Annotated in this window: 14 protein-coding genes; 12 read left to right on the top strand and 2 right to left on the bottom strand. The window is 55.8% G+C overall.

What is annotated here, in order from left to right; translation table 11 throughout:
* Window positions 1–17: 17 nt before the first annotated feature.
* Window positions 18–1,400 (bottom strand): amino acid permease, encoded by a 1,383-nt coding sequence (locus FHW74_RS00320; RefSeq protein WP_183168612.1) that lies wholly within the window; start codon window positions 1,398–1,400, stop codon window positions 18–20.
* Window positions 1,401–1,590: 190 nt separating this feature from the next.
* Complete coding sequence (gene ydgH / locus FHW74_RS00315; protein ID WP_183168611.1) at window positions 1,591–2,535, bottom strand: DUF1471 family protein YdgH; 945 nt, start codon at window positions 2,533–2,535, stop codon at window positions 1,591–1,593.
* A gap of 522 nt (window positions 2,536–3,057) precedes the next feature.
* On the opposite strand from ydgH, the gene pntA reads away from it, so the two are divergent.
* The 12 genes from pntA (at window position 3,058) to FHW74_RS00255 (ending at window position 17,894) form a co-directional block, all read left to right on the top strand.
* Window positions 3,058–4,587, top strand: coding sequence for a Re/Si-specific NAD(P)(+) transhydrogenase subunit alpha (gene pntA, locus FHW74_RS00310; protein WP_183168610.1), 1,530 nt, complete (start codon window positions 3,058–3,060; stop codon window positions 4,585–4,587).
* A 10-nt stretch (window positions 4,588–4,597) separates the two neighbouring features.
* Entirely contained in the window at window positions 4,598–5,986 is a 1,389-nt protein-coding gene (pntB, locus tag FHW74_RS00305; RefSeq protein ID WP_183168609.1) for a Re/Si-specific NAD(P)(+) transhydrogenase subunit beta, read from the top strand.
* Between the two features lie 236 nt (window positions 5,987–6,222).
* Window positions 6,223–7,902, top strand: a complete 1,680-nt coding sequence (locus tag FHW74_RS00300) for a sugar phosphorylase (RefSeq protein ID WP_183168608.1) — start codon at window positions 6,223–6,225, stop codon at window positions 7,900–7,902.
* A gap of 18 nt (window positions 7,903–7,920) precedes the next feature.
* Window positions 7,921–9,210, top strand: a complete 1,290-nt coding sequence (locus tag FHW74_RS00295; protein ID WP_183168607.1) for an ABC transporter substrate-binding protein — start codon at window positions 7,921–7,923, stop codon at window positions 9,208–9,210.
* Window positions 9,211–9,232: 22 nt separating this feature from the next.
* Complete coding sequence (locus tag FHW74_RS00290; RefSeq protein WP_183168606.1) at window positions 9,233–10,111, top strand: carbohydrate ABC transporter permease; 879 nt, start codon at window positions 9,233–9,235, stop codon at window positions 10,109–10,111.
* Entirely contained in the window at window positions 10,098–10,940 is an 843-nt protein-coding gene (locus FHW74_RS00285; protein WP_183168605.1) for a carbohydrate ABC transporter permease, read from the top strand. The genes FHW74_RS00290 and FHW74_RS00285 overlap by 14 nt, the downstream gene beginning before the upstream one ends.
* A gap of 26 nt (window positions 10,941–10,966) precedes the next feature.
* Window positions 10,967–12,019 carry a zinc-binding alcohol dehydrogenase gene (locus FHW74_RS00280; RefSeq protein ID WP_183168604.1) on the top strand — a complete coding sequence of 351 codons (1,053 nt, stop codon included), beginning with the start codon at window positions 10,967–10,969 and terminating at the stop codon, window positions 12,017–12,019.
* Between the two features lie 18 nt (window positions 12,020–12,037).
* Window positions 12,038–12,826, top strand: coding sequence for a sugar phosphate isomerase/epimerase (locus FHW74_RS00275; protein WP_183168603.1), 789 nt, complete (start codon window positions 12,038–12,040; stop codon window positions 12,824–12,826).
* 13 nt (window positions 12,827–12,839) lie between these two features.
* Complete coding sequence (locus FHW74_RS00270; RefSeq protein WP_183168602.1) at window positions 12,840–13,886, top strand: Gfo/Idh/MocA family protein; 1,047 nt, start codon at window positions 12,840–12,842, stop codon at window positions 13,884–13,886.
* Window positions 13,883–16,090 carry a glycoside hydrolase family 65 protein gene (locus tag FHW74_RS00265; RefSeq protein WP_183168601.1) on the top strand — a complete coding sequence of 736 codons (2,208 nt, stop codon included), beginning with the start codon at window positions 13,883–13,885 and terminating at the stop codon, window positions 16,088–16,090. The genes FHW74_RS00270 and FHW74_RS00265 overlap by 4 nt, the downstream gene beginning before the upstream one ends.
* A 31-nt stretch (window positions 16,091–16,121) precedes the next feature.
* Window positions 16,122–16,802 (top strand): beta-phosphoglucomutase, encoded by a 681-nt coding sequence (pgmB, locus tag FHW74_RS00260; protein ID WP_221192210.1) that lies wholly within the window; start codon window positions 16,122–16,124, stop codon window positions 16,800–16,802.
* A 9-nt stretch (window positions 16,803–16,811) separates the two neighbouring features.
* Window positions 16,812–17,894 (top strand): ABC transporter ATP-binding protein, encoded by a 1,083-nt coding sequence (locus FHW74_RS00255; protein WP_183168600.1) that lies wholly within the window; start codon window positions 16,812–16,814, stop codon window positions 17,892–17,894.
* The last annotated feature ends 28 nt before the right edge of the window (window positions 17,895–17,922 follow it).

Below are 17,922 nucleotides of genomic sequence, written 5' to 3'. Positions count from 1 at the left end.
TGACGAAGATGGGGCGTTTACCCCATCAGCATCCATGTGGCTGGCAAAGCGGCAACCAGTAATAAGCCTATCAGCAATTTTTCAGTTTGCTTAAGCACGATATTGTTATCGTGCGTGCGGCGGGCATACAGGAACACCAGCAAACCCGGCGCGTACAGCACCACGGAAAGCAGCAGATGCATCGGGCCCGACGCATACAGCAACCATAACCCATAAATACAGGCGCCGACACCCACGGCGGTATGCAGCGGGCGAGTGGCGACTTTAAGCAGATAAGCGCCGACCAGGAAGTAAGGCACCAGGATCATTTCAGAGGCGATGGTCAACAGGGTGTTGTAATCCGAACCGGTGGCCCAGATCAGCACCAGGCACAGCTGAATACTGATATTGGTCAGCCACAGCGATGCCGACGGCGCGCCGTTTTGGTTCTGCCGCGCGAAAATACGCGGGAAGGCTTTATGGGTGGCGGCCAGCAACGGAACCTCGGCGGCCATGATGGTCCAGCTCAGGTACGCTCCGCACACCGAGACAATCAGCCCGGCGGCGATAATCACTTCGCCCCATGGCCCCATCATTTCAACCATCAGCCCCGCCATGGACGGGTTACGCATCTGCGCCAGTTCAGGGCGGGCGATAACCCCCAGCGACAGCAGCGTCACCAGCAGATAAACCGCCAGCGCGGCAAACACCGCCAGCAGCGTAGCGCGGCCCACGTCGCGCTTATTGCGCGCGCGCGCCGAGACCACCACCGCGCCCTCCACGCCGATAAACACCCACAGGGTGATCAGCATGGTGTTCTTCACCTGTTCCCAGACCGGGACGCCTAACGCCACGCCGGTAAAATCAAGGCTGAAGGTGGGCAATCGGAAGGCGATAATCGCGAGGATAATAAACAGGCCCAGCGGCAACAGCTTGGCCAGCGTCGCAGCCAGGTTGATGCTGGCGGCAGTTTGCACCCCGCGCAGCACCAGCCAGTGCACGACCCACAATAATACCGACGCGCCGACAATGGATTGCCAGGTGTTGCCATCGCCAAACAGGCGCAGCTCCGGCGTATCAGTAAAGAAACTGAGCGCCGAAAACACGATCACCAGATAGGAGACGTTGGCGATCACCGCGCACAGCCAGTAACCCCATGCCGAGCAAAAACCGATTAACTCGCCAAAACCTTCACGGGCGTAGGTAAAAATCCCGCCGTCCAGATCGGGACGAATCCGGGTCAGCAGCAGCATCGCCATCGCCAGCATCAGGATCCCGACGCCAGTAATCGCCCAGCCAATCAACAGCGCGGCGGGGCTGGCGACCTGCGCCATATTCTGCGGCAAACTGAAAACGCCCGCGCCCAGCATGGAGCTGAGAACCAGCGCGGTTAATGCGGTAAGGCCCAGTTTTTTATCCATAGGAGTCCTGTTCTGAAAATAAGGTCGATCCAGAATAATTATACCGCCTGGGCGCATAACCATGGAGGATCGCTCTGAGGCGCGCGATTCTACGGAGTGCGAAGTCAGCTTTCAATGATGTATCACACAAAAAATTGCCCGCATGAAAAAAGGCAGCCACTGGCTGCCTTGCAAAGCGTAGTCGAGACGCTTACTTGTAGAGGTCGGCGCTGATGGTAATGTTGCCGCCGCGCTCCTGCCACTGACGCGTAATATGATAATATTTCGCGCCTTTTTTCGCGGCGCGTTTCGCCACCTGGTAGGAAATTTCCGTCATGTTGCCGTAGTTGCCGGTGAACTTCACGCTATCAAACGGCACCATTTGCGCGGCGGTGATTTTATTCACTTCCTGGATTTTGGTTCCGTCCGGCAGAGTGACAGTGTAACGACCGCCTTTCGATGACTGGGTTTCAAAGAAACGGCCCACATCGCTGCTCGGCGCAGCCGTGGTGGCAACGCCCGGGATCTCAACCTGTTTGGCCGCTTCGCCACCGGCAGCCAACGCTGCGCGTCCGGCTTCGGAATCCGCCGGGATGGCGTCCGGGCTCTGCACGACACGTTTTTTGGCATCGGCTTTATAGATAAACGCGGTGATGCGTTGGTTGCCGCCCTGGTTGGCATCAACCTGGCGGACGATGTAGAAAGAGGCTGCATCTTTGGCTTTTGCCGCTTTAGCGATGGCTTCGTTGACTTCCGGCTGGCTGCGATAGAAACCCTGCACGGTCACGGTATCAAAAGGCTCAAGCAGAACAGCCTGGTCTTTCGGCAGTTCCATCACGCCCGCGATCACACGGTTTTTAGGCGCATCTGCTTTTTGCGCGTTTTCATGGTAAACGTCTGCAATGACGCGCCAGTTGCCGCTGTTGCCCGCATCACTGGTATCAACGATATAAAATGAGGCGGCACCCACGCGGTCGGCTTTACGTGAAATGGCGGAGGCCGCCTCGTTAATTGCGTTGAACCTTCCCGTGATAGTGATACGGTCAAAGGGTTTCAGCGCGGCTGCCTGCTCTGGCGTTAATTCGGTAGCGGCTTGCGCGGACAAGGCGCAGAGCGACAACACAGCAGACACCAGAAGGGAATTCTTGAGCTTCATAAACATTAATCCTTTGCCTTGCGCAAAAATGAAAACTGATATTGCATGCTAAAAACCGTCAGCCGCTGATTATTGCACTGAAAAGCCATAATTGTCTGCGCCATTTTTGCCATCTGGTGCGCCAGACACGATTTCGGTTAATAACCTTTCGTTATGGATGCAAAAATAGCCGCCTGACCGGAATAAATGATAAAGCTTATGACTTTTAGCGTTAAATTGATGTTAAAACAGCGATTTGGCGCGGCGTAGAATCATGTTTTGCCAGCGCAATGAAGCGTAATATCGGCCTTCCGGAAGGAAAACCAGATAAAAAAAGCTATCAGCGGCGGTATTCACTTCCGTTTTACCGATTAACCCATAAATTCAGCAGATCGAATCTGGATCACAGTCGTTATTTTCAGTAGGTTATAGAAAGTTTGTTACAAAGATATTTTTCTACGGTTTAAGCGGCGCTAAAACGGGCTGCTTGCGCCAAAGTTAAATGGGCAAACCATCATTAAAAAACCGATGGAAGGGAATACTATGCGTATTGGTGTACCAAAAGAGCGGTTGGCCAATGAAACCCGCGTCGCAGCAACGCCGAAAACGGTGGAACAGCTGCTGAAACTGGGTTTCACCGTCGCCATTGAGCGCGATGCGGGCAAACTGGCAAGCTTTGATGACGACGCGTTTGTGCAGGCAGGCGCGCAAGTGGTGGGCTCCGATGAGATCTGGGCGTCGGACGTGATTTTAAAAGTTAACGCCCCTGCCGACGAAGAGATCCCGTTGCTGAATCCGGGAACCACCTTAGTCAGTTTTATCTGGCCCGCGCAAAACCCCACCTTGCTGGAGCAACTGGCGGCGCGCAACGTCACCGTGATGGCCATGGACTCCGTGCCGCGTATTTCGCGCGCCCAGTCTCTCGACGCCCTGAGCTCGATGGCCAACATCGCCGGGTATCGCGCGATTGTTGAAGCCGCCCACCAGTTTGGCCGCTTCTTTACTGGCCAGATCACGGCGGCGGGCAAAGTGCCGCCGGCCAAAGTGATGGTGATTGGCGCAGGCGTCGCGGGTCTCGCGGCGATTGGCGCGGCCAACAGCCTCGGCGCTATCGTGCGCGCCTTTGACACCCGCCCGGAAGTTAAAGAGCAGGTGCAGAGTATGGGCGCGGAATTCCTTGAGCTGGATTTCAAGGAAGAAGCCGGCAGCGGCGATGGCTACGCCAAAGTGATGTCTGAAGCCTTTATCAAAGCCGAAATGGCGCTGTTCGCCGCCCAGGCGAAAGACGTGGACATTATCGTCACCACGGCGCTGATCCCCGGAAAACCCGCGCCGAAGCTGATCACCCGCGAAATGGTTGATTCCATGAAGCCGGGCAGCGTGGTGGTCGATCTGGCGGCGCAAAACGGCGGCAACTGCGAATACACCGTGCCAAACGCGGTTTTCGAAACCGCCAACGGCGTCAAAGTGATCGGCTATACCGACCTGCCGGGCCGTCTGCCGACCCAGTCATCCCAGCTTTACGGCACCAACCTGGTTAACCTGCTGAAGCTGCTGTGCAAAGAAAAAGACGGCAATGTCGCCATCGATTTTGACGACGTCGTGGTGCGCGGCGTAACCGTGATCCGCGACGGCGAAGTCACCTGGCCTGCGCCGCCGATCCAGGTTTCCGCCCAGCCGCAGGCGGCCAAAAAAGCCGACGCTGCCCCTATTGAACCGCCGAAACCGGCCTCGCCATGGCGTAAATACGCCCTGATGGCGTTGGCGATTATTCTGTTCGGCTGGCTGGCGGATGTGGCCCCGAAAGCTTTCCTTGGGCACTTCACGGTGTTCGCGCTGGCCTGCGTAGTTGGTTACTACGTGGTGTGGAATGTCTCCCACGCCCTGCATACGCCGTTGATGTCGGTCACCAACGCCATTTCGGGGATTATCGTGGTCGGCGCGCTGTTGCAAATTGGCCATGGCGGTTGGGTGAGTTTCTTAAGCTTCATCGCCGTGCTGATCGCCAGTATCAATATTTTTGGTGGTTTCACTGTCACTCAGCGCATGCTGAAAATGTTCCGGAAGAACTAAGGGGTAACACATGTCTGGAGGATTAGTTACAGCTGCATACATTGTTGCCGCGATCCTGTTTATTTTCAGCCTGGCCGGGCTTTCCAAACATGAGACGTCCCGTCAGGGCAACATGTTTGGTATCGCCGGTATGGCGATTGCGCTGGTCGCCACCATCTTTGGGCCGGATACCGGCAACGTGGTGTGGATCATCGTCGCCATGGTGATCGGCGGCGCGATCGGTATTCACCTGGCGAAGAAAGTCGAAATGACCGAAATGCCGGAGCTGGTGGCCATCCTGCACAGCTTCGTCGGTCTGGCGGCGGTGCTGGTGGGTTTCAACAGCTATCTGTATCACGACGCGGGTCTGGAGCCCATTCTGGTCAACATCCATTTGACCGAAGTGTTCCTGGGCGTGTTTATCGGCGCGGTGACCTTTACCGGCTCCATCGTGGCGTTTGGCAAACTGCGCGGCAAGATTTCGTCTAAACCGCTGATGCTGCCGAACCGTCATAAGCTGAACCTGGCGGCGCTGGTGGTCTCGTTTCTGCTGCTTATCGTGTTTGTGCGTACCGAAAGCGTGGGCCTGCAAGTGCTGGCGCTGCTGATTATGACCATCATCGCGCTGGCGTTTGGCTGGCATCTGGTGGCGTCTATCGGCGGGGCGGACATGCCGGTGGTGGTCTCTATGCTCAACTCCTATTCCGGTTGGGCGGCAGCGGCGGCGGGCTTTATGCTCAGCAACGACTTGCTGATCGTGACCGGCGCGCTGGTGGGCTCTTCGGGTGCGATCCTCTCTTACATTATGTGTAAGGCGATGAACCGTTCATTTATCAGCGTGATCGCGGGCGGCTTCGGCACTGACGGTTCTTCTACCGGCGACAGCGAAGAAGTGGGCGAGCACCGTGAAATCAGCGCGGAAGACACCGCCGAAATGCTGAAAAACTCCCACTCCGTGATCATCACTCCAGGCTACGGCATGGCGGTGGCGCAGGCGCAGTATCCGGTTGCGGAAATCACCGAACGTCTGCGCGCGCGCGGCATCAAGGTGCGTTTCGGCATTCACCCGGTTGCGGGCCGTTTGCCGGGCCATATGAACGTGCTGCTGGCGGAAGCCAAAGTGCCGTATGACATCGTGCTGGAAATGGACGAAATCAACGATGACTTCGCCGATACCGACACCGTTCTGGTTATAGGCGCGAACGACACCGTTAACCCGGCGGCGCAGGACGATCCACGCAGCCCCATCGCCGGTATGCCGGTGCTGGAAGTGTGGAAAGCGCAGAACGTTATCGTGTTTAAACGCTCCATGAATACCGGCTACGCTGGCGTTCAAAACCCGCTGTTCTTTAAAGAAAACACCCATATGCTGTTTGGCGATGCTAAAGCCAGCGTGGATGCGATTCTTAAAGCGCTGTAATGACCAATGCAATGAATAACCGCTCTCCGGAGCGGTTTTTTTTATATCTTATTTATATGCCATTTTAAATAATATTTATTTAAATGATGATTGATAACGGCCAGAGGAAATATAAAACATAGTTTTGCCCCCGGCAAAGGATGTAATGATGATTTCTGTGAGGGCGATCTCATTGACATAAATAAGGCTCAGGAGTAGATTTCCTTTCCGTGGGACCGCTACCATGGAAAACAAAAATGGACAAAATAATTCAGATTATTGAACGCATCTATTCTGATGGTTTTAATGATGCTCTCCGGGGGAAATTAATTTCCCGTATTCTTGAAGGTAAGCGTAACATTATATCCGCGCGCAAGCAGGGGTGGGATGAATCTGATGTGGTGCTTATTACTTATGCCGATCAATTCTCGGCAGCGAATGAAAAAACGTTGTCGACGTTCAGACGTTTTTATAATAACTATCTCGCCAGCGCATTTCCCATTGTTCATTTCTTACCGTTTTATCCCTGGACTTCTGATGATGGGTTTTCAGTAAAGGACTATTATCAGGTTGCGCCTGATTACGGCGACTGGCGTGATATTAGCGCCATCAAAAAATCTACTCGCCTGATGTTTGATTTCGTATGTAATCATATGTCAGCCGAAAGTGAATGGTTTAAAGGTTTTATTGATCAACGCCCGGAATATCAGAACTTCTTTATTACCGTCGACCCGGGCGTGGATTTATCCGCCGTCACGCGTCCCCGGGCATTGCCGCTGTTAACGCCATTCACTTTTGCTGATGGCGAGACAAAATCTGTCTGGACAACCTTTAGCGCAGACCAGGTTGACCTCAATTTCGCCAACCCTAACGTACTGCTGGCAATGGTGGATGTGCTGATCCACTATCTTGAGCAGGGGGCCGATTATGTCCGGCTGGACGCCGTGGGCTTTATGTGGAAAACCCCCGGCACCTCCTGCATTCATCTGGAAAACACCCACCTGCTGGTAAAACTGTTCCGCGCCATTGCTGATATCGTCGCGCCTGGCACGAAGATTATTACTGAAACCAATGTGCCCCATAAAGACAACGTTTCTTACCTGGGCAACGGCGGCGATGAAGCGCATATGGTGTATCAATTCCCGCTACCGCCGCTGGTGCTCCATGCCATTCGCACCCAGTCCGTGAGTACGCTGAAACGCTGGGCCAGCGTGTTGCCGCCGAAGGGCGACGGGCGCACCACCTGGTTTAATTTCCTCGCGTCCCATGACGGCATTGGTTTGAATCCGCTGCGCGGTATTATTGACGAACAGGAAATTCTGACCTTAGTTGACACGCTGGAAAACGAAGGCGCGAAGGTTAACTGGAAAAATAATCCCGACGGCACCCGCAGCCCTTACGAATTAAACGTGACTTATATGGATGCTCTCACGCCGCCAGTCTGTAATGATGACGAGCGGCTGGCGAGATTTACGCTGGCGCACGCGCTGTTATTAACCTTCCCGGGCGTGCCGGCGGTATATATTCAAAGCGTGCTGGGTTCGCGTAATGATTATCTGGGCGTGGAGCGTCTGGGCTATAACCGGGCGATTAATCGCCAGAAATATAGCGAGTCGGAAATTGAAGCGTTAATGGCGCAGCCTGAAAATTTGCGCGCGCGCACCCTGGAAGCCCTTACGCAACTTATTACGGTTCGCCAGCGCCATCCCGCTTTCCATCCTGACAGCGAATTTAGCATTAATGAAAAATGCCATGGCGTGCTGGAAATTATTCGAGGCAACGCGCAGGAAGAAAAAATTACCGCGCTATTTAATTTCACCGACCGCCCTCAGTCGTTATCATTAGGGCAGGGGCAATATCAGGAATTAATCCGCGGCGAGTTTATTAATGGGAATGCAATAACGTTAGGTCCCTGGCAATCGCTGTGGCTTAACTAATACATAAAGGAAATTACCATGCGGAAAAATAAAATTGTGCTGTTATCAGCACTGGTTGCCTGCGCCCTGTTGGCAGGCTGCAAAGATGATAAAAAGGATTCCGTCACCATTGAGTTTATGCACTCCTCTGTTGAGCAGGAGCGCCAGGCGGTTATTAGTAAACTGATTGAACGCTTCGAACAGCAGAATCCGGGGATTACGGTTAAACAAGTGCCGGTGGAAGAAGACGCCTATAACACTAAAGTGACCACCCTGGCCCGTTCCGGGGCCCTACCGGAAATCATCGAGATCAGCCATGACTACGCCAAAGTCATGGATAAAGAGCAACTGCTGGATCGTGATGCGATTCAGGAGGTGATTACCACCCTGGGCGATAACGCCTTTTACGACGGCATATTGCGCATTGTGCGCACCGAAGACGCCAAAGCCTGGACCGGCGTGCCGATTAGCGCCTGGATCCAGGGCGTCTGGTACAAAAAATCGGTGCTGGCTAACGCCGGTTTACAACCGCCGCAGGACTGGGATTCGCTGCTGGTTGCCGCTGACGCGTTAAACGATCCGGCGCATAAAAAATACGGCATCGCGCTGCCGACCGCAGAGAGCGTGATGACCGAACAGGCATTTTCCCAGTTTGCGCTGTCGAATAACGCCAACGTGTTTGATGCCAGCGGCGCGGTAACCATCGATACCCCGCAAATGGCCCAGGCGCTGACGTTCTATCAGACGCTGGCCAAAGACACCATGCCGGGCTCCAACGACGTGATGGAAATCAAAGACGCCTTTATGAACGGCGCCGCGCCGATGGCGATTTACTCCACTTATATCCTGCCTGCCGTTTACAGCGAAGGGGACCCGCAGGATCTGGGATTTGTGGTGCCAAACCAGAAGTCACCCGCGGTGTACGGAATGATCACCTCGTTGACGCTGACGGCGGGCCAGACCGAAGCCGAAACCGACGCGGCGAAAAAATTCGTGATGTTTATGGAGCAGGGGCAAAACGCGGCTGACTGGGTGCTGATGTCGCCAGGCGCAGCGCTGCCGGTCCTCCGCGCCGTTTCGGATACCCCGTCCTATAAAGACAATCCGGTGATCAAAGCCTTTGGCGAATTGCCTGCTCAGCTTATCGCCCAGTATCCCAACGTGCAGGTATTTGGTTCGGTCGGCGATAAAAACTTCACCCGTATGGGCGACATCACCGGCTCCGGCGCGCTGAACGCCATGGTGAATAACGTGACCGTGGGCAACAAGGACGTTAACGCCACGCTCGCCCAGAGCCAGGCGCGCATCGCCGAGCTGGCAGCGCATTAAATCATCACAGGGAAGGGGTGTTATGAAGGTATTTTCTGGTCGTTCAGATTTGCCATTCGCTCTGATGCTACTGGCCCCCAGCCTGGTTTTGCTGGGCGGCCTGGTGGCATGGCCAATGCTTTCGAATGTTGAAATCAGTTTTCTGCGCCTGCCGTTGAATCCGCGCATTGCCGCGCATTTCGTGGGGTTGGCGAACTATGTCGGCATTCTCAGCGATCCTGGATTCTGGCACGCGCTGTGGACCACCTTCTGGTACACCGCGCTGGTGGTCATGGGGAGCTCTGGCCTGGGGCTGGCGGTCGCGCTGTTTTTTAACCGCGAATTTCGTTTTCGCAAAACCGCGCGCTCGCTGGTGATCCTCTCTTACGTTACGCCGTCGATCTCGCTGGTGTTCGCCTGGAAGTACATGTTCAACAACGGTTACGGGTTGGTGAACTACCTCGGCGTGGATGTCCTGCATCTGTACGAAAAAGCCCCGCTGTGGTTCGACAACCCCGGCAGCAGTTTTGTGCTGGTGGTGCTGTTCGCTATCTGGCGCTATTTCCCTTACGCGTTTATCTCGTTCCTGGCGATTTTGCAGACCATCGACAAATCACTGTACGAAGCGGCGGAAATGGACGGCGCGAACGCCTGGCAGCGGTTTCGTATCGTCACACTGCCAGCGATTATGCCGGTGCTGGCGACGGTGATCACGCTGCGCACTATCTGGATGTTTTACATGTTCGCCGACGTCTGGCTACTGACCACCAAAGTCGACATTCTCGGCGTCTATCTCTACAAAACCGCGTTCGCATTTAACGATTTAGGCAAAGCCTCGGCGATATCTGTGGTGCTGTTCGCCATTGTGTTCGCCGTGATCCTGATTTCCAGAAAACGGGTAAATCTCCATGGCAATAAATAAACGCCTTGCGCCGCGCGTCGGCTTTTATATCGGGCTGATGCTGTTTCTTGGTATTACGTTGTTTCCCTTTTTTGTGATGCTAATGACGTCGTTCAAAAGCTCAAAAGAGGCGATCTCGCTGCATCCGACGCTGCTGCCGCAGCACTGGACGCTCCAGCACTACCTCGACATTTTTAACCCGACTATTTTTCCGTTCGTCACCTATTTCCAGAACAGCCTGGTGGTGTCGCTGGTGTCGTCCGGGCTGGCGGTGGCGATTGGCATCCTCGGGGCCTACGCGCTGTCCAAACTGCGCTTTAAAGGACGCATGGCGGTCAATGCCAGCTTCTACACCGTGTATATGTTTTCCGGGATTTTGCTGGTGGTGCCGTTGTTCAAAATCATCACCGCTCTCGGGATCTACGACACGGAAATGGCGCTGATTATCACCATGGTGACCCAGACCCTGCCAACGGCGGTGTTTATGCTGAAAAGCTACTTCGACACGCTGCCGGACGAAATTGAAGAAGCCGCCATGATGGATGGCCTGAACCGGTTGCAGATCATCTTTTATATCACCGTCCCGCTGGCGATTTCCGGTCTGATCTCGGTATTTGTTTACTGCTTTATGGTGGCGTGGAACGACTTTCTGTTCGCCTCAATTTTCTTGTCCAGCGCCAGCAACTTCACGCTTCCCGTTGGGCTGAACGCGCTGTTCAGCACCCCTGATTACATCTGGGGACGCATGATGGCGGCATCGCTGGTGACCGCGCTGCCGGTAGTGGTGATGTACGCGCTTTCCGAACGTTTTATCAAAAGTGGCTTAACCGCGGGCGGCGTTAAAGGCTAACCGCACTTAATATTCAGGGATTGTTAATGAAAAAGTTAATCGCATCTGAGCCGCGCGTGGCGGCGCTTGTGGAGTATCAGGACCGCCCGGTGGCGGCCAATGAAGTCAAAATTAAGGTGCTGTTCGGCGCGCCGAAGCACGGCACTGAAGTGGTGGACTTCCGCGCCGCCAGCCCGTTCATTGATGAAGATTTTAACCCGGAATGGCAAATGTTTATGCCGCGCCCGGAAGGCGCCCCGCGCGGTATCCAGTTCGGTCAATTCCAGCTTGGCAATATGGTCGTGGGCGATGTGATTGAGATCGGTGCAGAGGTCAGCGCGGTGAAAAAAGGCGATCGCGTTTGTACCTATGGCCCGCTTCAGGAAACCGTCATTGTTAATGGCGTGAACAACTACAAGCTACGCAAAATGCCTGACGGCGCAAGCTGGAAAAACGCGGTTTGCTACGATCCGGCGCAGTTCGCCATGAGCGGTGTGCGCGACGCCAATGTACGGGTCGGGGATTTCGTGGTGGTGTTTGGTCTCGGCGCGATTGGGCAAATCGCCATCCAGCTTGCCAAAAAAGCGGGGGCGTCGATTGTCATCGGCATCGATCCTATTGCTCATCGCTGTGATATCGCCCGGCGACACGGCGCAGATTTCTGCCTTAACCCGCTGGAGTGCGATGTCGGGCTGGAGATCAAACGGCTGACCGGCAAGCAGGGCGCCGACAGCATTATCGAATCCAGCGGTTATGCCGATGCCTTGCAAAGCGCGCTGCGCGGCCTGGCCTATGGCGGCACCATTTCCTATATCGCGTTCGCCAAACCCTTCCCGGCGGGGTTCAACCTGGGCCGTGAGGCGCATTTCAATAACGCCAAAATAGTCTTTTCCCGCGCCAGTAGCGAGCCCAACCCGGACTACCCGCGCTGGAATCGCAAACGCATTGAAGAAACCTGTTGGGAATTACTGATGAACGGTTATCTCAACTGCGAAGAATTAATCGACCCGGTGGTGACTTTCGCCAGCAGCCCGGAGAGCTACATGAAGTATGTCGATCGCCAGCCGGAGCTGAGCATCAAAATGGGCGTCACGTTTTAAATTACACGGAGGTAGAAAATGAAAATCGCAACCCAGAATCAGGCATTTTTCCCGCAGGATATCGAAGAGAAATTCCGTTATATCAAGGCAATGGGCTTTGACGGCTTTGAAATCGACGGCAAGCTGCTGGTAGACAATCTGGCGGAAGTCAAAGCCGCTATCCAGGAGACCGGCTTACCGGTGGTCACCGCCTGCGGCGGCTATGACGGCTGGATTGGCGACTTTATCGAAGAGCGCCGCCTGAACGGTATCGCGCAGATCACCCGCATTCTGGAGGCGCTGGCGGAAGTGGGCGGCAAGGGGATTATCGTTCCCGCCGCCTGGGGGATGTTTACTTACCGTCTGCCACCGATGGTTTCGCCGCGTAGCGTCGAGGGGGATCGCAAAGCGGTGAGCGATTCGCTGCGCCAGCTTGATGCGGTGGCGCGCCGCACAGGCACTATAATTTTCCTTGAGCCGCTGAATCGCTATCAGGATCACATGATCAACACCCTCGCCGACGCGCGTCGCTATATCGACGAAGGCGAGTATCGCAACGTGCAGATCATCGGCGACTTCTACCATATGAACATTGAAGAGGACGACCTGAGCGCGGCGCTGACTACCCATCGCGACCTGCTCGGTCATGTTCACCTTGCGGATAATCATCGCTACCAGCCGGGTAGCGGCTGCATCGATTTCAAGAAGCATTTTGATACGTTGCGCGCCAATGATTATGACGGGTGGGTCGTATACGAGTGCCGCGTCCGCGCCGACGATCCTGCCGCCGCCTACCGCCAGTCACTCGCTTTCTTACGGTCATGCTAAGGGGCGGAGCACTATGAGCGGTAGCGACAAGAAATTGCGCGTTGCCATTATCGGCGCGGGTAATATTGCCGAACGGGTTCACGCATCGTTTTATCACGCCTGTCCGGATACCGAGCTGGTGGGCGTCTGCGATAACCGGCCAGAACAGGCGCAGACGTTTGCCAATAAGTACGGCTGCGCGGCGTTTGATGATGTGGATACCCTGTTGTCGACGCTGCGCCCGGATGTGGTCAGCGTCTGTTCGCCCAATCGGTTTCATTATCAGCATGTGCTGGCCGCACTGGCGGCGGGCTGCCACGTGATGTGTGAGAAACCGCCGGCGATGACGCCGCAGGAAGCGGACGAGATGCGCCTGGCGGCGCGCAAAGCCGATCGGCTACTGGCTTATGATTTCCACCATCGTTTCGCCCTTGACGTGCAGTTGCTGCGCGAGCAGGTCGCAGCGGGCACGCTGGGCGAAGTCTACGTGACGAATGCCCGTGCGCTGCGCCGCTGCGGCGTTCCGGGCTGGGGCGTATTCACCAATAAAGCGCTCCAGGGCGGCGGGCCGCTTATTGACATCGGTATCCATATGCTGGATGCCGCGCTGTTTGTGCTGGGGTTCCCGGCGGTGAAATGCGTCACCGCCCACAGCTTCCAGAAACTGGGGACCACCAAAAACAATGGGCAATTCGGCGCATGGGACCCGGCGAGTTACACCGTTGAAGACGCGCTGTTCGCCACGCTCGAATTCACTAACGGCGGCATTCTGCGCCTGGAAACCTCGTTCGCGCTGAATATTCCTGAACAAAGCATCATGAACGTCCAGTTCTGCGGGGATAAAGCCGGCGGTACGCTGTTCCCGGCGCATATTTATCACGATGAAGCCGGAGAACTGGTCACGTTGATGCAGCGAGAAGCGGCGGATGACCTGCGTCATTTCCGCTCCATGACCGCTTTTGTTGATGCGGTGAAAGGCAGCCCGGTAGCCCTGGCCGATGCGGAGCAGGGCTATCAGATCCAGCGGCTGGTACAGGCAATTTATGACGCCGCTGAGCAGGGAGTCACCGTCGCCCTATGAAACCGATGACCACGCTAAATGAAGCGCGCTTCGACCCGCATTGCCTGAACAAATACGCCACGCTGATGGCGGCAGGAAACGGCTATCTGGGTATCCGCGCCACCCACGAAGAGAGTTACAGCCAGCAAAACCGCGGCATGTACATGGCAGGCTTGTACCACCGCGCAGGGGAGCGGGACGTCACCGAGCTGATTAATTTGCCCGACGTGGTGGGCATGGATTTAGAAATCGATGGAGCCATTTTTAGTTTGCTATCCGGAGAAATCCTCGACTGGCGGCGCGAACTGTCATTTTCCAGCGGCGAAGTTATGCGTGATGTGCTCTGGCGCGCCCCGAACGGGCGGCGCTACCGCATCACAAGCCGCCGCTTTCTTTCTGCCGCTCAAAAATCGTTGTTTGCCATGCGGCTTTCAATAACCCCGCTGCACGGCGCGGCGCAGATAAAACTGACCACTGGCATTGACGCGACCCAGACCAACAGCGGGCGGCAGCATCTGGATGAAATCTCGCTGCGGGTGTATGACGAGCGCTACTTGCAGGGCGTTTATCGCGTGCAGGGTAGCCAGATCGATGTGTCTATCGGCTGCCACTGCACGGTGACCCATGCGGTTAATCGCATCAGCGCCGTTAACCGCAAACTGTTGCAGCACGCCACGGCCCATGTCGCCCAGGGCGAAACGTTGTGTTGTGAAAAAATCTGCTGGATCGCGGGCGACCCTGATCACACCCATGATGGCTTTGAGGCGCAGAATCTGGCGGCGTTAAAAACGGCGGCAGATCGGGGCTATGAGGCCCTGTTGGATGAGTCGCGTCAGGCTATGGCGCCCTGGTGGCGGCAAAGCCGGGTGGAGCTGGATTGCGATGACGCGCAGGATCAGCAGGCGCTGGATTTTGCTCTTTATCACCTGCATGCCATGACGCCGGCGCATGACGAACGCGCCAGCATTGCGGCGAAAGGGCTCACCGGCGAGGGTTATAAGGGCCATGTATTCTGGGACACCGAGGTATTTTTACTGCCTTTCTGGCCTGAAACCGCGCGTCAGCTGCTGCGCTATCGCTGGCATAATCTGCCCGGCGCGCAGCACAAAGCCCGGCGCTGCGGCTATCAGGGCGCGCTGTTTCCGTGGGAAAGCGCCCGCACGGGTGAAGAAGAGACGCCGGAGTTCGCCGCCATTAACATCCGTACCGGCCAGCGCCAGCGTGTCGCATCGGCGCTGGCGGAGCATCATCTGGTGGCCGATATTGCCTGGGCGGTGATGCGCTATGTGGATATTACCGGCGATGAGGCGTTTTTGCAGCGGGAAGGGGGAGAGCTGCTGTATCAAACCGCCTGCTTCTGGATTAGCCGCACCACCGAGGTCGACGGCCATCTGGAAATTCACGACGTTATCGGGCCGGATGAATATACCGAGCACGTCAATAACAACGCCTTTACCAATTATATGGCGCTGTACAACGTGGCAAACGCCCTCAAGCATGGCCCGGCAGCGCGGCTAACCGCGGATTTTAAGGCCAAAGCGGCGGATTTTATCGCCCGTTTACGGCTGCCGCAGGCGGATTCGAGCCATGTCGTGCCTCAGGATGACAGCTTTTTCAGTAAGCCCTGTATCGACCTGAGCCGTTACCAGGCGCTGGCGGGCAAGCAAACCATTTTGCAGGATTACTCGCGGGCTGAAGTCAACGAAATGCAAATCCTCAAGCAGGCGGATGTGGTGATGCTGTTCTATCTCCAGCCGGGGCTGTTTACGCCAGACGTTCAGAAAGCCAGCCTGGCCTGGTATCTGCCGCGCACTATTCATGATTCGTCGCTCAGCAAAACCATTCACGGCATCGTGGCGGCGCGCTGTAACGATCCGCAGACCGCGTATCGCTTCTGGCGCGAGGGGAGTCAAATCGATCTTGGCGACGATCCGCACAGCTGCGACGACGGTATCCATGCCGCCGCGACAGGCGCGATTTGGCTGGGCGTGATTGAAGGCTTTGCCGGCGTGAGCGTTGAACAAGGGCTGTGCATTGCCCCGCGCCTGCCGCAGGGCTGGCGGCGGCTGCGTTTCCCGCTGTGCTACCAGGGCATCAGGCTGACGCTGGAACTCACGCCAACACATCTGACGATGACTACCTCCGCGCCGTTAACCTTCAGGTTGTACGGACAATCGGTTTCATTTAGCGGCCAGGGAAGTTGGGCGTATCAGGATTTTATTTAACTCAGGATGGGAGCGCTCCCGGGAAGGGATCATGTTACAGGCACTGATATTTGATTTAGACGGCGTAATTACCGATACCGCGCATCTGCACTTTATCGCGTGGCAATCGGTAGCCGCAGAGCTGGGCATCCGGATAGATGACGAGGTGAACCAGTCGTTAAAAGGCATCAGCCGGATGGCGTCGCTTGAGCGTATTTTGCAGTTTGGCGGCAAGGCAGAACTCTTTAGCGCAACGGAGAAGGTGGCGATCGCCAGCCGTAAAAATGACCGCTACGTAGAACTGCTGGGTTCTCTGGGGCCAGAATCCATTCTGCCGGGAATTGCGCCCTTGCTGGATGAACTTAAAACGCGCGGCATCGGCATTGGCCTGGCGTCCGCGTCGTTAAATGCGCCGGGCATATTACAGGCGCTCGGATTAACCGCGATGTTTGATTACTGCGCCGATGCCAGCCGCATTACCCATTCCAAACCCGATCCGGAAATATTTCTCGCGGCCTGCGCCGGGCTGGGCGCTACGCCGACACGCTGTATCGGCGTGGAGGACGCCCAGGCCGGGATTGCGGCGATTAACGCCAGCGGCATGGTGTCGATTGGTATCGGGGCCACGCTTACCGATGCGGATTTACGGCTTAACAGCACGGAAGAACTGACCTGGCGGCGGATTGCCGGGCTTATGGAACTCACAGACAGGGCGACAGCGGTTCGCCGTTAAGGGATTCACATGGCACAACTCTCCTTACAACACATTCAGAAGGTTTATGACAATAACGTCCACGTGGTTAAGGATTTCACCCTCGACATTGCTGACAAAGAGTTCATTGTTTTCGTCGGCCCGTCAGGCTGCGGGAAATCCACCACGCTGCGCATGATTGCCGGGCTCGAAGAGATCACCCACGGCGAACTCTATATCGGCGGGGTGCGGATGAACGACGTCCCTGCTAAATCGCGCGACATCGCCATGGTGTTTCAAAACTACGCGCTCTATCCCCATATGAGCGTCTACGACAATATGGCGTTCGGGCTGAAGATGCAGAAAATCGCTCCTGAGGTGATCAGTGAACGGGTCGAATGGGCGGCGCAGATCCTTGGCCTGAAAGAATACCTCAAGCGCAAGCCCGGCGCGCTCTCCGGCGGGCAACGCCAGCGGGTGGCGCTGGGCAGGGCGATTGTGCGGGAAGCCGGGGTGTTTTTGATGGACGAACCGCTGTCAAACCTGGACGCCAAGCTGCGGGTGCAGATGCGTGCTGAAATCAGCAAGCTGCATCAGAAACTCAATACCACCATGATTTACGTCACCCACGATCAGACCGAGGCCATGACCATGGCGACGCGGATTGTGATCCTCAAGGACGGCATTATCCAGCAGGTGGGGGCGCCGAAAACGGTTTATAACCATCCGGCCAACATGTTTGTCGCGGGTTTTATCGGGTCACCGGCAATGAACTTTGTGCGTGGGGCATTCGACGGCAGCCATTTTGTTACCGAAACCCTGAAGCTGGCGCTGCCGGAAGAAAAACGCGCCATCCTCAATGCCGGAGGATATCACCGCAAGCCGGTGGTCATGGGCATTCGCCCGGAAGATATCTCCACCCTGGCGCAGTCGCACAATAGCGCCGATGCGCATATTAGCGTAGCGGAATTAACCGGCGCGGAATTTATGCTTTATACCACGGTCGGTGGGCATGAACTTGTGGTCCGCGCCAGCGCGGACGGGCATTATCACGCCGGGCAAACGCTGCCTATTCATTTTGATATGAACAAATCCCATTTCTTTAATAGCGAGACGGAACACGCCATCGAGTAATAACCGCAAAGGCAGGCGTTCGTCTTGC

Origin of the sequence: Atlantibacter sp. RC6, assembly GCF_014193285.1 — a bacterium.
Lineage (GTDB): Bacteria > Pseudomonadota > Gammaproteobacteria > Enterobacterales > Enterobacteriaceae > Atlantibacter.
The sequence above is the reverse complement of the archived record's forward strand: the minus strand, read 5'-3'. Positions and strand labels throughout refer to the sequence as shown.

Coding starts and splice junctions, on each gene's coding strand:
- FHW74_RS00320 (WP_183168612.1), bottom strand. CDS start 1,400: ATGGATAAAAAACTGGGCCTTACCGCATTAACCGCGCTGGTTCTCAGC.
- ydgH (WP_183168611.1), bottom strand. CDS start 2,535: ATGAAGCTCAAGAATTCCCTTCTGGTGTCTGCTGTGTTGTCGCTCTGC.
- pntA (WP_183168610.1), top strand. CDS start 3,058: ATGCGTATTGGTGTACCAAAAGAGCGGTTGGCCAATGAAACCCGCGTC.
- pntB (WP_183168609.1), top strand. CDS start 4,598: ATGTCTGGAGGATTAGTTACAGCTGCATACATTGTTGCCGCGATCCTG.
- FHW74_RS00300 (WP_183168608.1), top strand. CDS start 6,223: ATGGACAAAATAATTCAGATTATTGAACGCATCTATTCTGATGGTTTT.
- FHW74_RS00295 (WP_183168607.1), top strand. CDS start 7,921: ATGCGGAAAAATAAAATTGTGCTGTTATCAGCACTGGTTGCCTGCGCC.
- FHW74_RS00290 (WP_183168606.1), top strand. CDS start 9,233: ATGAAGGTATTTTCTGGTCGTTCAGATTTGCCATTCGCTCTGATGCTA.
- FHW74_RS00285 (WP_183168605.1), top strand. CDS start 10,098: ATGGCAATAAATAAACGCCTTGCGCCGCGCGTCGGCTTTTATATCGGG.
- FHW74_RS00280 (WP_183168604.1), top strand. CDS start 10,967: ATGAAAAAGTTAATCGCATCTGAGCCGCGCGTGGCGGCGCTTGTGGAG.
- FHW74_RS00275 (WP_183168603.1), top strand. CDS start 12,038: ATGAAAATCGCAACCCAGAATCAGGCATTTTTCCCGCAGGATATCGAA.
- FHW74_RS00270 (WP_183168602.1), top strand. CDS start 12,840: ATGAGCGGTAGCGACAAGAAATTGCGCGTTGCCATTATCGGCGCGGGT.
- FHW74_RS00265 (WP_183168601.1), top strand. CDS start 13,883: ATGAAACCGATGACCACGCTAAATGAAGCGCGCTTCGACCCGCATTGC.
- pgmB (WP_221192210.1), top strand. CDS start 16,122: ATGTTACAGGCACTGATATTTGATTTAGACGGCGTAATTACCGATACC.
- FHW74_RS00255 (WP_183168600.1), top strand. CDS start 16,812: ATGGCACAACTCTCCTTACAACACATTCAGAAGGTTTATGACAATAAC.